Annotated in this window: 10 protein-coding genes; 3 read left to right on the top strand and 7 right to left on the bottom strand. The window is 50.0% G+C overall.

Annotated elements, in window-relative coordinates; translation table 11 throughout:
- Positions 1-232 precede the first annotated feature (232 nt).
- The gene (locus D0Y50_RS17985) at positions 233-964 is read left to right on the top strand and encodes a haloacid dehalogenase type II (RefSeq protein ID WP_108566733.1); all 732 of its coding nucleotides are present in this window, start codon (positions 233-235) and stop codon (positions 962-964) included.
- Positions 965-1,374: 410 nt separating this feature from the next.
- Here the strand turns inward: D0Y50_RS17985 and D0Y50_RS17990 are convergent, their stop codons facing one another.
- The 7 genes from D0Y50_RS17990 to D0Y50_RS18020 all read right to left on the bottom strand — a co-directional run bounded on the left by D0Y50_RS17990 (position 1,375) and on the right by D0Y50_RS18020 (position 11,091).
- Positions 1,375-1,695 (bottom strand): hypothetical protein, encoded by a 321-nt coding sequence (locus D0Y50_RS17990; protein WP_108566732.1) that lies wholly within the window; start codon positions 1,693-1,695, stop codon positions 1,375-1,377.
- A 234-nt stretch (positions 1,696-1,929) separates the two neighbouring features.
- Entirely contained in the window at positions 1,930-3,138 is a 1,209-nt protein-coding gene (manD, locus tag D0Y50_RS17995) for a D-mannonate dehydratase ManD (RefSeq protein ID WP_108566731.1), read from the bottom strand.
- A 21-nt stretch (positions 3,139-3,159) separates the two neighbouring features.
- Positions 3,160-4,437: a TRAP transporter large permease gene (locus tag D0Y50_RS18000; protein ID WP_108566730.1), complete on the bottom strand. Its 1,278-nt coding sequence runs from the start codon at positions 4,435-4,437 to the stop codon at positions 3,160-3,162.
- Complete coding sequence (locus tag D0Y50_RS18005; protein WP_108566729.1) at positions 4,434-4,901, bottom strand: TRAP transporter small permease; 468 nt, start codon at positions 4,899-4,901, stop codon at positions 4,434-4,436. Before D0Y50_RS18005 ends, D0Y50_RS18000 begins: the two co-directional genes overlap by 4 nt.
- On the bottom strand, positions 4,898-5,884 hold the full coding sequence (locus D0Y50_RS18010; protein ID WP_232366304.1) for a C4-dicarboxylate TRAP transporter substrate-binding protein: 987 nt from the start codon (positions 5,882-5,884) through the stop codon (positions 4,898-4,900). Before D0Y50_RS18010 ends, D0Y50_RS18005 begins: the two co-directional genes overlap by 4 nt.
- Before the next feature lie 60 nt (positions 5,885-5,944).
- On the bottom strand, positions 5,945-8,116 hold the full coding sequence (locus D0Y50_RS18015) for an alpha-glucuronidase family glycosyl hydrolase (protein ID WP_108566727.1): 2,172 nt from the start codon (positions 8,114-8,116) through the stop codon (positions 5,945-5,947).
- A gap of 53 nt (positions 8,117-8,169) precedes the next feature.
- Entirely contained in the window at positions 8,170-11,091 is a 2,922-nt protein-coding gene (locus D0Y50_RS18020) for a TonB-dependent receptor (RefSeq protein ID WP_232366305.1), read from the bottom strand.
- A 427-nt stretch (positions 11,092-11,518) separates the two neighbouring features.
- Between D0Y50_RS18020 and D0Y50_RS18025 the strand changes: the two genes are divergently transcribed.
- Positions 11,519-12,205, top strand: coding sequence for a GntR family transcriptional regulator (locus D0Y50_RS18025; protein ID WP_117318303.1), 687 nt, complete (start codon positions 11,519-11,521; stop codon positions 12,203-12,205).
- 166 nt (positions 12,206-12,371) lie between these two features.
- Positions 12,372-13,400: a LacI family DNA-binding transcriptional regulator gene (locus D0Y50_RS18030; protein WP_117318306.1), complete on the top strand. Its 1,029-nt coding sequence runs from the start codon at positions 12,372-12,374 to the stop codon at positions 13,398-13,400.
- Positions 13,401-13,429 lie beyond the last annotated feature (29 nt).

The raw sequence follows: 13,429 nt of genomic DNA on the forward strand, positions 1-13,429 counted from the left end.
GTTATATTATAACAACGAACTGAACAACCTTATTTCGCGTTGTAGGAATACAAGGCACTGGCTTAACGGCTAGCCGAATATCCATAATTCAGGGTTTACATTTAACCGGCAATGTCTGAGTATAGGTTGAACGTTTGTTCAAGTGGCCACTTCGAGCTTGCTTTGAACCGTTTTTATTTGCAGGCAGGAACAGCACCCTGCTTATTATTGGCCGCATCAACTGGGATATATCATGAAAAAACTCGTTATTTTACTGTTTACGGTGGGCCTGTTTACCAGCTCCGTGTTTGCTGCAAAGCCGCCGAAAGTCATTTTCTTTGATGTGAATGAAACGCTACTGGATCTTAATGCGATGCGCAGCTCTGTAACGGACGCCTTAGGCGGCCGTGATGACCTGATGGCATTGTGGTTTTCAACCATGTTGCACCACTCGCTGGTCGATAATACAACCGACCGTTTTCATACCTTTGGCGAGATTGGCGTGGCTTCTTTAATGATGGTAGCCCGCGCAAATGATGTGGCTCTCACCCAGGACCAGGCCAAAAAGGCCATTGTGACTCCCTTGCGTAGCCTGCCTGCGCACCCGGATGTTAAAGCTGGCTTAACCGCTCTGAAAAAAGCCGGTTACCGCTTAATCAGCCTGACCAACTCTTCTAATCAGGGCGTGCAGACTCAGTTTGAAAATGCCGGCTTGATTGAATTTTTTGATGATCGCTATAGTGTTGAAGATATTAAGCGCTATAAGCCCGATTTAAGAACGTACGAATGGGCGTTGAAAAAAGCGGGTGTTGCACCACATGAAGCTATGCTGGTGGCTGCTCATGGTTGGGATATTGCTGGTGCCAAAGCGGCCGGCTTACAAGCTACCTTTATAAAACGCCAGGGCAAAGTGCTTTACCCCCTTGCGCTGGAACCGGATTACCAGATTGACACCCTTCCCGAGCTGGTTGAGTTACTTGATTAAAACGGTAATTCCACCCTTTCACTGTCGCTTACCTTAAAGCGGTTAAACGTTGCGCGCCTAAAATTTAATCTGCTAAAAGGCGCGCGGCTGCGCTGCCGGTTGACCTAGCAATATCAGAGGTATTGATTAGCGCAGCCGGGTCTCCCCGCGTGCAGGTAAAGTAGGTAAGTAGATAAGCCAGGTAACATTACCTGGCGGCGTGAAACCGGTGCTCTGCGACTATTTCCCAAGCGTGCTGGCAAAACTACCGGGAGCCCGGATAGCCAATCAGACCCGGTCCCAGAACCGCTGAACCGCTGCTACACAACCCGGCTCAGCCAGCAGCTATTGAATGCTCCCAAAGTATTATCAGCCGCATTAAGGATAATACCGCAGCCCGGCCACCACCCGCAGGGCTGGCAGTTCACAGCTCAATAGGTAGGTGCAGGTTTAGCGACAAGTGAAAATTGCGCTGCCATACCATTGATTATTCTGCTTAATCCATAAATATGCCCCGCCTGTTCGGGCTGCCAAATGCACGTAAGCACACTGGTGCCTTTCCTCAGCTTACCTTGCCAACGCTGCGCTTCGTCAAACGGGCGGTAAGCGTCGGTAAGTTCCCAGCCTTGAGCACAGTACTGTTGCAGAATCTGGCTAAAAGTAGCTGCTGGTATGTGTTCGATTATTCGTAGGTCGTTACGCTTAAATTTGAGCTTAACCCACGTGTGTTTCACCTTTGCAAGAGGGTTCATATAGCACCTGAATAATGCGCATTATGTGCTGCTTAACGTGTGCGGTAAACATCACCTTCACATGGCAGCATCGTATATATTACTTTTTAGTATAAAGTTTTCCGGCCGCCGGGCAAGCAGTTAACCACAGGCTTTAGATACCGCCGTGGGAGGTATCAGGCGGTACCCTGGTCAGGGCTACGCGCCCGGCCGGGCCTGTTATTTGTTGCAGGTAGATAAGTAGCCTTGTCACTGTCACCAATTCCACAAGGTGCCGTCTTCCAGCCGGTTAACCGGCAAGGCGGCACGTTTATAAGGATAGTTGGCGGCTTTGCTTTCATCTATATCCACACCGTGGCCAGGGGCTTCCCCTGGGGTGAAAAAGCCTTTGTCGAAGCGGTAATCAAATGTAAATACTGACTCCATCAGTTCGCTGTGGGGCATGTGTTCCTGAATGCCGAAATTAGGTACCCAATAGTCAAAATGTAGCGCCGCCCCCATACATACCGGCGATAGATCGGTGGCCCCGTGAAAGCCGGTACGCACATTAAACAGGCTAGCAAAATCAGCTATCCGCCGCATTTGAGTAATGCCCCCAGCATGCACAATGGTTGAGCGGATATAATCTATGTACTGGTTCTGAATTAGCTCACGGCAATCGTGGATAGAATTAAATACCTCACCTACGGCAAGCGGCGTGGTGGTATGCTGCCGTATCAGCCTGAAGCTTTCCTGATTTTCCGCTGGTACACAGTCTTCCAGCCAGAACAATTTGTAAGGTTCTAACTCTTTGCCTAAACGCGCCGCTTCAATAGGCGTAAGCCGATGGTGTACGTCATGCAATAAATGCACATCAAACCCATACTGGCTGCGCACGGCATCAAATAGCTGCGGTAAGAAATTAAGGTATTTTTCGGTGGACCACACATTCTGGGTAGGTAAATCAGCATCTGCAGGCTCATATTTGTGACCATCTTTGGCCACCCCATAGGTACTTGCCATGCCCGGTACACCTGACTGAATACGCACAGCTTGATAACCGTCATCAATAGCCTTGCCTACGGCGTCCAGGGTTGATGCTGTACAGGCACCATTGGCGTGCGTGTAGGTCATAATACGATCCCGGCTGCGCCCGCCCAGTAACTGATACAAAGGCAAGCCAGCAACTTTGCCTTTAATATCCCATAAAGCCACATCGACGGCGGCAATGGCTGTCATTCCTACTGGCCCACGACGCCAGTACGCCCCTCGGTAAAGGTATTGCCAGATATCTTCAATTCGTTGGGGGTCCCGGCCAATCAGCGCAGGGATAACATAATCTTCCAGGTAACTGACTACCGTTTTTTCACGTCCGTTTAACGTGGCATCTCCAATCCCGTATACCCCCTCATCGGTGATGATTTTCAGCGTAACGAAGTTGCGCCCCGCAGAGCATACAATGACTCTCGCCTCAGTAATTTTCATCGGTTTTCTCCCTGTTGAGCGTTAGTAAACTAACTGCGGTAAAAACAATACCAGCGATGGGCATACAGCCAGCAGAGCAACCAGCCCTAATATCGCCAGATAAAAAGGCCAGGCCGCTTTGATATAAGCATCGGTCGGACAGCGCATAATATTACACACGGTGTACATGGCCACCCCCACAGGCGGCGTGGTTCCGCCAAAGGTCACCATAATCATCATCAACACCCCGAAATGCACGGGATCTATCCCTACCGCTTGCACCACCGGTACTAAAATGGGGGTAAGTAATAAAACCGTTACGGTGCCTTCCATCAGCATGCCCACGCATAACAGCAGCGTCAGGCAAATCAACATAACCAGCAGCGGCTGTTGGGTGGCTTGGGTGACCGTCTGAGCTAAGCTAACTGGTAACTGTTCATATGCCACGACATATCCTATGACCCCGGCACTTAGGATGATCAGCATGATCATGCCAATGTCATCTACGCTTTGTTGTAAAGAAACCATTACCTGCTTGAGGGTAAGTTCCCGGTAACCCCAAAATCCGACGAGCACGGCATACACCACCGCAAATGCCCCGGCTTCTGAAGGGGTGAAAATTCCAAAACGTATCGTGACGATAAGTATGACCGGGAACAGCAGCGCCCACTTACATTCATTCAGAGCCCTGACAATTTCGCGGATATTGGGCCGCACCTGCCCGGCCGTTTGCTCGGGATAGTGTTTTTTAACCTGCCAGACCACCGTTAACATCAGCACAAAGGTCAGCAACATGCCCGGTACAATGCCTGCGATAAACAATTTACCAATCGACACATTCCCGACAAAACCATATAAAATCAGTCCGATACTAGGAGGGATACAGGCGGTAATCAGCGCACTAATCGTAATAATTGATGCGCTAAAGCCTTTCCCCAGCCCGGAATCCTGCATGGGGTCACCTAAAATTCTGGCTTGCATCGCGGCATCGGCAATGGCTGATCCTGATACGCCGCCCATCAATGCACTTAGTACAATAGTAACGTGCGCCAGCCCGCCGGTTATCCAGGCTACCAGTAAATTAGAAAAGCTAATCAAACGCTGGGTAATACCGGAGTGGTTCATAATATGACCGGCCAGAATAAAGAAGGGTACGGCCAGCAAAGGAAAACTCTGGCTGCTGGCCACTAACCGCTGCACCGCCACGGTCATCGGCAAACTCTCGGCGCCGGCAAAATAACTAAGCCCGGCAATAAGCAGACAAAATGCCAGCGGTAAACCTAGAATGAGGAGCCCTAAAAACAGTAATAGCAGTATCATAAACCGGCCTGCCCCTGGCTAATGCGATGCCGGCTTAACAAGCGCTGCAATAGCGTTATGATCATCAATGCCGCGCCTACCGGTACCGCCAGTGTTACCCACTGATAACTGATGCTAGTGCTGCCTAGCGTGCGATCAGGGTTTGCACCAAACAAGACAATGCCAAACCAGAGTAATAGGCCCAGGACGCTAATCATCAGAATATCGAACAGATTACTGAAAGCTTGCTGCGCCCTTGGTTGCAGGCGGCGGGTAATGATATCTACAGCGGCGTGCTCGCTATGCTTGAAGGTTTGGTCAGCGGCCAGCATCGCCAGCCAGGCGAACAGCATTTGCGCAACATCGACCGACCAGATAACCGGCACACCAAAAGTACGCATGATGGCGGCCATAAAAACCAGTCCTACGATGGCCGCCAGTAGTATTACGCAGAGCAGGCGCTCAATCTGGTTCAACAGCTTCATTGGTCAGAACCTGTCAGGTAAGTACGCACCTCGTCATATAGCGCCGCATAATCCAGACGCTGGTATACGGGCTTGGTGACTTGTTCAAAGCGACTGATATCGGGCGTGCTCACCATGATACCTTGCGCAGTGAGTTGTTGCTCTATAGCGGCTTCAGCCTGGCGCACCTGTTGCGATGCATACTCACCGGCTGTGACGGCTGCCTGGCTAATCACCTGCTGTTGTGCCGGGCTAAGGGACTGAAACCAGCTTTCGCTGCCTACCAGCCCGGAAATAAGCTGAATATGCCCGGTTTTAGTAACATGCGAGACCACCTCATATAAGCGGGCCCCCCACATACCGGTAAACTGGGCTTCGGCAGCATCTATTACCTGCTGTTGCAGGCCACTGTATACCTCTGCCCAGGCCAAAGGCGTGGGGGTGGCCCCCATGGCTGCGATGGTTTCAATCCAGACCGGCGCCCCGATAGTGCGCATGCGGATACCAGCAAGGTCAGCTGGTTCCACTACGGCATGCTGGGTTAGCAAATGACGGGCGCCCTGCCACCAGTTGAACGAAAAAATATGTAGCCCCGCCCGCGCAGCCAATTTATCGGCCCAGCTTTGAAATAATGCGGAGCGGGTCAGCTGTTTAAGCTGGGCTTGATTCTGTACCAGATAAGGCGCACCTAAAATACCTAGCTCGTGTTGATAAACTGCCAGCCGGCCGCCATCAGCCAACACCGCAACATTTGCGCCTAAAATAGCCTGCTCAAGCATGTCGCTGTCGTTACCTAACTGTGAACCGATGAATATACGGATGGCCAGCGAACCTTGTGACTGTGTTTCCACTTCCTGCTTGAAACGCACCAGGCCAGCATACATAGGGTCACTGCTGGATAACGACGTAATCACATTCAGCGTTTTGGCAGCAATAGCTGGTGGAGCCGCCAATAGCTGAACGACGATGACCAGACCATAAATATACCTCAACCTTGGCATCATAAATTTTGCGCTTCTTATTATTGTCGCTATGGCGAATTCCATGAGCATGGCCGCACTAGGCTATCCTTGGCCCGGCGCATGAGGAAATGACATTTTTTGGTATTCAGCCAATGTTTTTTGCGGTTTAGGTAATTCCGCTGGAATGGGTTTACCAGAAAACTGCTGAAAATAAAGTACACACGCATTGCGCCACCATATCGCCTCTTTTACCTGGATATCCATGGCCATTTGGACCTGACGAAACTGCAGCGGATCTAATACCGACTCCAGGCTATCCCATTGTTTAGCTATATCCTGGATAGTCTGAGCACCGGCGTAATAACGATGGACCAATTCATTCCACAGTGTTCGGTTGGTTGATTCAATAGTGTAGTCCCACGGTAAATGATGAAACCAAAGCAGATATTTCTCCGGGGTCGTTGACGGGTCCGACAATAATTTGGTGAGCGGCGGATAGTATTGCTCTACCGCATTTACCCCTGAAGGTGAACGGTCGAACCCGATGCCGTTTTCATCGGCACGGTGGTAATACACTGAATTCCAGTCATCCCGCCCTAAAAAGTCAACCCACGGCGCGGGGCCATAGTGGTGGCCAGCGCCCATAATATGATGTAGCCCCAGCGGCGTCATGGTATTCACGGTGGCTTCGTGACTTTGCATCATCATGGTAGTAATGGCAGCCACTGCGCTGTCATCATGGCTTAAGGTCATACGCGCCCAATCGCGGGCTACCTCTTTGGCCGACACTTCCGGGTTCCACGCCATTCGGCCAAACACATACCAGTTGGACTGCAAAAGTATATGGCCGGTCCAGTTTCGATCAGTACCAATATTAGCCACCCCGGCCATGCCAGTAATGGGGCTATCAAACAGCTCTCCATTGATCACCTTGGCCACTGTTGAGCCGGTTCCCCGGGCATAGGTTTCTGCTTGCAAGACTTCTTCGTACATCGGGCCTAAGTAAACAAAATGCGTACTAAACCCCAGATACTCCATGGTAATCTGAAATTCCATCATCAGCGGGGTATCTGGCATCGCCCCAAATAACGGGCTGAACGGTTCGCGGGGCTGAAAATCAATAGGCCCGTTTTTAACCTGCACCAGTACGTTATCGGCAAACTTGCCATCCAGCGGTTTAAATTCCGAATAAGCCTGTTTTGAGCGTTCTTCGTTTTTCTCGTTAGCGTAAACAAACGCGCGCCACATTACCGTGCCGCCATGAGGTTCGAGCGCACTGGCCAGCATGTTGGCGCCCTGCGCGTGGGTACGGCCAAAATCGCCCGGGCCAGGCTGGCCCTCAGAATTAGCTTTCACCAAAAATCCGCCAAAATCCGGGATATCGCGATAAATTTGCGCCGCTTTGTCTTTCCACCATTGCTGTACTTCCGTGTTTAATGGGTCGGACGTGTCTAAGCCGCCAATAAGCTGGGGCGAGCTAAATTTAACTGAAAGGTAAACTTTTATGCCGTAGGGGCGAAACAGATCTGCCAGGGCTGTTACTTTGCTCAGGTAGTGAGGCGTTAAAATTAACGGGTCAGCATTAACATTGTTCAATACCGTGCCGTTAATCCCTACCGAAGCATTCGCCCGTGCGTAATCTGTGTATCGCTGGTACTGGTAGTCAGGTAATTTATGCCAATCCCAAATAGACTGACCGGCATAACCACGTTCTACATGGCGGTCTAAATTATCCCAGTGGTTAAGCACCCGCAAATCGATGGCCGGCGCCGACACCACAGCCATATCGGCTAGTGGCTGGCGTATCTGTAACTGGCGCAACAACCGGTAAGTACCATATAGCGCGCCGATGTCAGAGTTCGCCAGAACCAGCATTGTGGTTGTGCCAGCGGGGCGCTTTGGGTTGGCTACCTGCTGAATCAGGTAGCCCTGATCGCCCGCCGCCAAAAGATCAAGCTGATACTGTTTGGCCAGCCGTAACGCCTTGTCGCCCGCAGCCACTACCAGCGCAGCCTGGGTTTGCTCAACCTCTTGCGGAGCGTTTAGCATGTGGCCCAATGCATAATTAAGCTCATCGCGAATAACTTGCATGGTGGGCGATGCCCCTGCCACATGAAATTGACCCACCTGTTGTTGATATGTTGTTTTAAGATCAGCGTTGGTGACAGGGTCATATTTCAGCCACAACCGATAGCCATCTTCACCTTCTATAATAGAAGATGCCCAGCCACTGAAGCTGCTAAGCAGTAAGCAAATCAGAGCGATATATTTCATCGTTATCCTCACAGTTAGGCCCGCATCAATGCCGGCCGGTCATAGCGTAGTGGTTAAAATGAACCACGTAAGCCCAGGGTATAGGTCGCGCCCGGATAGAATGCATTAAATGCAATACCTTCATATTCATGCCAATTACCTACTGGCTCATTGGTCAGGTTATAGGCATCCAGGGTCAGGGTCATATCCATGGCTAGTGGCAAGTTATAGCTGGCAGACAGATCGACTTGGGTTCGGTCAAACGAAAACACTTCCTTGCCCTGGCTGTAATAGCTTGCCGCGCCATCTTGGTGATATACCGTTACCCGCGTCTGAAACACGTCGTTTTCGTAAAATAGCGTACCGTTGTAACTAAGATCTGAAATACCTGTAATGATGGCGTCGTCATCACTGGCATCCTGCCGGATAGATGTGGCGCTGATATTAAAGCCCATTCCTTCAATAACCACATCAAGTGGTTGTACCCAGACCGCTTCAAAACCGCTTAAGGTGGTAGCTCCATCAATATTATTGCGCGTATTAACGGTGGTGGTGCATTGTGAAGGGCCCCCGCATTCCAGCAAAGCTTGCTGGCGATCATCGCCGATATCATTGATATCAATACCGTACTCCACCAGGTCACTAAAGGTTACTGTGAGGCTGTCAGAGCGGGTGAAGCCGGTAACTTCTTTTTCAAAATACGTTAAACCAACATAACCTAATTCAGAGAAATACCACTCTCCGCCGAGATCAAAATTGGTGGCCTCAAAAGGTGACAGGTATGGATTGCCCGCGTTAACCGACTCAATACCAGAGCCGCCCCACGACGCATTAGGGAACATGTCTGAAGGATTTGCCCGGGTCAAACTGCGCGAGGCACTGGCGCGTAGCTTGACGTCTTCCAAGACATCGTAAACCAGACTCATAGAAGGGAGTAATTTGTTATAGCTGGCTGTGGTCTGGCTTTGCGAAGTGGCGACGCTTTGCTCTGTAGATACCCAGCGTACGCCTGTGTTTACCCTTAGTAGGCGGCCGCCTATTTCAGTTTCAGCGTTAGCTTCCAGGTACAATGCTAAAACGTCTTCGTTAATATCCCCCACGGTGGCACCGAATTGGTCCCCCTGCGACGGTATCGCTGAAAAATTAGCATAATCGGTGGCGTCTTTAATCCGCGCCCAATCTACCTGCGCAATACCTGTATAACCATTGTAGCCGCTAATGCCGGTGCCTAAATCATTCACTAAAGACGGGCCCAGATAGTCTGAGAAGTTATTATAGGCAGCCGAGTTCACCACATTATTTTGGGTAAATTCGGCGGTTCCGCCAAAGGCGTCCATATTTGAAGAGCTTTCATCCCACGCCAAGCCGAATTTAAAGCCGCTATACTCAGGCGACTCACCGTAGGCAAAGTCCAGGTGCACACCTTTGGTTTCAGTTTCCCGGTGGTTACGCTGGATACGAAATGTATCGCCAAATTTTTCGTCTTCGCTGATGACACCATCCTGGTTCTGATCATATTCCTGCTGCCAGGTCCAACCGATAGCAGGGTCGGCGGGGTTTTCGCTAAAATTAAAGCTTGGCACATCGCCGTTACTGAATTCCAGCGTGCCGCCTGGCGACATGTACAATACATAGGGTTCATCGCGGTCAAATTCAGATTTGGTCAGGCTGGCAGACACGTCGACTTTAAACACGTCATTCACAATCCAGGAAACACTAGGCATCACGCTGTAAAAATCTACATCTTCTTGATAATCATGAGAGCCAACCCAGATATGCGAATTGTAAAAAGTGCCTTCAGTAACATAACCGTTGTCATTTACGGTGACATTTTCAGGAATAATGGCGCCGCCCTGATGCAGGTAATTACGCCGCCCCCACCACATGGCTTCAGTGCGTACAAAATCTTTAGAGGCTTTGGCGTACATCATATCCAGGGCGGCATCAATACCATCCGTTGGCCGGTATTGTAATGAAACAATACCAGATACACGATCACGCGTACCGTAGGTAAACATGGGGCGTCCAAGATAAGGAAGTAAGGCAGTATCGAGAGTCTCTGCGGCTACGCCGGAGGTCGCTACAGGATCTATCGGATCGCCTACACTCACCCCGTCATGGGACCCAGCATAATCAGCCGTGGCTTCCGGATTCCAAAAAAAGTGATTAAGACCTTCACTACCCTCTATACACCCTGAAGAGGTATGTTGTGGGTTATCCCATTGGGCTACGCAGCCATCTGTAAACAATGCGACCGCTTCATAACCATCTACGCGGGATTTTGTATTTGCTCCGGCTACTCCTACCAACACACCAAACTTATCATCAAAAGTTTTACTGTAGACAGCTGAATAACGCGGACTGATCTCGCCTCGCAAGTCGCCATAGGCTCCTTCTAAGGAATATTTGAATGTTTGGTTAGTGCTATCAAATGGCCGTGCGGTACGCATATTCACATAACCTGACACTCCACCTTCCAGCTGGTGGGCAGTAGCCGTTTTGGACACTGCCAAGCTACTAAACAATTCAGTAGGAAAGATATCAAGATCTACTTCTCGATTGCGGTTCCCCGACCCCAAACTACCGTCTGATGCAATAGCGATAGCATTGCCATTTAACGCTATTTTAGTGAAGCTTGGACCTAACCCGCGCACAGATATTTGCTGTCCTTCCCCGGTCACTTCGCGGTTAATTTTTACCCCAGGAATACGGCTAAGCGATTCAGCTAAATTCTGGCTGGGCATTTTACCAATATCATCTGCAAATACTTCATCGACAAAGCCTTGCGATTCGCGCTTAGCGGCTGCTGAGTTAAATAAACTCCCTCGATAGCCACGTACTTCAATAATTTCCGTTTCTGCTTCGCTTGGTTGTACCTGTTGTACATTTTCTGGTGGCTGCTCTTGAGCATGCACTGCACTATTGGCGGCTGCCACGGCCAACATTAATAGCCCGCGGGGGCTTAATTTAAATGGATTATGCTTGTTCGTGTTCATCGTTAACCTCTGATCGTTAGCATCGAACAGCAAATGGCATCGCCGATGCATTATATTATTTTTGCAGACTGCAACCGAAAACATAAATACTTGTATACAACCTCAAGCGGTGCCACTATAACGAGAGGTTTGCTCTGCCACCAGCGCAAAAGATCATAAATTTAACAATTAATAAAAATCGTAATTCGGGAATGTGTTTTGACTACTAATTCGGCAGGTAAATAATGCTTTGCCGATGCATGCTGGTAGCCCTAAGTGGGGAGATAGCCCGTATAACCGAGCTTCGCGTAGTAGCTCAATACAATATCAGGCAGGGATAGCCAGTCATTTGTTACCGTAATCTTTTTAGCCTAATGGCGGGGTTAATCAATGCTGTATAAACAATGCTATAGTAGGGGCAGAACTAATCAGGACGCCAGTAACGGATATGGCCATACAACTTAGCTACCACCATTCAACTTCCGAACAACTCTTTGCTCATTTACGCGAGGAGATTGTCAGTATGGCAATTGCGCCCGGCACCACGATGTCGGAAAACCGGTTAGCCGTTAAATTTGGTGTTAGCCGTACACCGGTGCGCGAAGCTATAGCTAAATTGGTTGCCTTGGGCTTTGTCGAAGTACGGCCCCAGCGTGGTACGTTTGTTACAAAACTAAGCGTCACCAAAATTATCGAGGCCCGGTTTATTCGCGAAGCTCTGGAAGTGGCGATAGTCACGCATTGTGCTGAACATGCGACCGATACACTCATTCGCCACTGTTATACGATAATCGATAAACAGCAGCAGGCCGCCAACCAACTTGATGCGATGCTTTTTCAGCAATTAGATGACGAGTTTCATCAGTCGTTGGCTGACTTCGCGGGCTACCAGCGCGCCGCAAACCTTATTCAATACGAAAAAGCCCATATGGATCGGGTGCGTAACCTGGGCCTGAAAGAATCGGGCGGCCAGTATCAAAGTGTGTTAGCACAACATACCGCTATAGTGGCGGCGCTCGAAGCAGGTAACCCGGCGCAAGCCCGACTTGCCATGAGCAGCCATTTGCACCTGATTTTACAGGTGATAGACGATATTAAAGACCGTCATCCTGAATTTTTCGACGATGCAAGCTAACGTAGGGTTACATGCTCAATCCATTAATTGTATAACGGAAATTTCCGCGCCTTGCTATAAAAAGGACTATCGCTTAAAGGCAATCCAACGCCCTGACGATATGGCGACCGTCGGTGATCTCCTCTCCTCAATATCGGCATCCACACGAAATAAACAGGTTTAAAGAATGCATAAACGGCCCACCATCAATGACATAGCAAAACAAGCGGGCGTCTCAAAGCGGACGGTTTCCCGGGTAATCAATGGCGCGGTAAACGTCAACCCAGCCACCCGCGAAAAAATTGCTGCCATTATCCAGCAAGCCGGCTTTTCGCCGGATAAAAAGGCCCGGGGGCTGGCGGCTAATCGTTCTTATCTGTTAGGCATTATTTATGATAATTCCGGCACCTATTATATCGATCAGGTGCAGCGTGGTGTATTGGATATCAGTATCGACAAAGGCTATGAGTTAATTGTGCATCCTTGCGCCAAACAATCGGATAACTATGTGGCTAACTGCGTGCAGTTTGTACAGCGTTCCCATGTAGATGGGGTGATTGTGTTGCCCCCGGTATCAGAATGCCAGGCGCTATTTGATGCTTTTACCGCCCATGGCTACCATTATGTGCGGATGGCCTCGATTGCGCTGGACACGCCGGCTAATATGGTAGTGTCGGATGATCGCGGCGCGTTACAAGCCCTCGCCCGCTATCTGGTGTCGGTGCAGCTTACACAAATAGCCATCATTACCGGCCCGGCCAATTATTCCTCCACCACTGAGCGCTTGGAGGGCTTTGTTCAGACCTTACATTCACTGGGTATAGATATCGCGCCACAATGGATTATTGAAGGCGACAATACCTATGAAAGTGGCTTGGAGTGCGGCCATGCACTGTTAACACAAAACCCGCTTCCCCAGGTAATTTTTGCCAACAATGACGACATGGCTGTGGGCGTAATTAACGCCGCTTATGCTTTGAATATTGCCGTACCTGATAGGGTCTCGGTAGTGGGTTTTGACGATAACCAGCTGGCCGCGCGAATAGTGCCTTCGCTCACCACGGTCCGCCGGCCGGTAGCAGCAATGGCATCGCTGGCGGCGCGCAAGCTTATCGCCCAAATTGAACCGGCGCCAGATAGTGAAATGCCCGATAGCGCGCTATCAGAAACTCCCTATACCCCGCAACTTATTGTGCGTAATTCCACTCCCCGGTAAGCCAGATTGCACTTGATTGAAAAATAGTC

The sequence above is a fragment of the Salinimonas sediminis genome (assembly GCF_003429285.1).
Taxonomy (GTDB): Bacteria; Pseudomonadota; Gammaproteobacteria; order Enterobacterales; family Alteromonadaceae; genus Alteromonas; species Alteromonas indica.

Coding starts and splice junctions, on each gene's coding strand:
- D0Y50_RS18010 (WP_232366304.1), bottom strand. CDS start 5,884: ATGATGCCAAGGTTGAGGTATATTTATGGTCTGGTCATCGTCGTTCAG.
- D0Y50_RS18030 (WP_117318306.1), top strand. CDS start 12,372: ATGCATAAACGGCCCACCATCAATGACATAGCAAAACAAGCGGGCGTC.
- D0Y50_RS18025 (WP_117318303.1), top strand. CDS start 11,519: ATGGCCATACAACTTAGCTACCACCATTCAACTTCCGAACAACTCTTT.
- D0Y50_RS17985 (WP_108566733.1), top strand. CDS start 233: ATGAAAAAACTCGTTATTTTACTGTTTACGGTGGGCCTGTTTACCAGC.
- D0Y50_RS18005 (WP_108566729.1), bottom strand. CDS start 4,901: ATGAAGCTGTTGAACCAGATTGAGCGCCTGCTCTGCGTAATACTACTG.
- D0Y50_RS18015 (WP_108566727.1), bottom strand. CDS start 8,116: ATGAAATATATCGCTCTGATTTGCTTACTGCTTAGCAGCTTCAGTGGC.
- D0Y50_RS17990 (WP_108566732.1), bottom strand. CDS start 1,695: ATGAACCCTCTTGCAAAGGTGAAACACACGTGGGTTAAGCTCAAATTT.
- D0Y50_RS18000 (WP_108566730.1), bottom strand. CDS start 4,437: ATGATACTGCTATTACTGTTTTTAGGGCTCCTCATTCTAGGTTTACCG.
- D0Y50_RS18020 (WP_232366305.1), bottom strand. CDS start 11,091: ATGAACACGAACAAGCATAATCCATTTAAATTAAGCCCCCGCGGGCTA.
- manD (WP_108566731.1), bottom strand. CDS start 3,138: ATGAAAATTACTGAGGCGAGAGTCATTGTATGCTCTGCGGGGCGCAAC.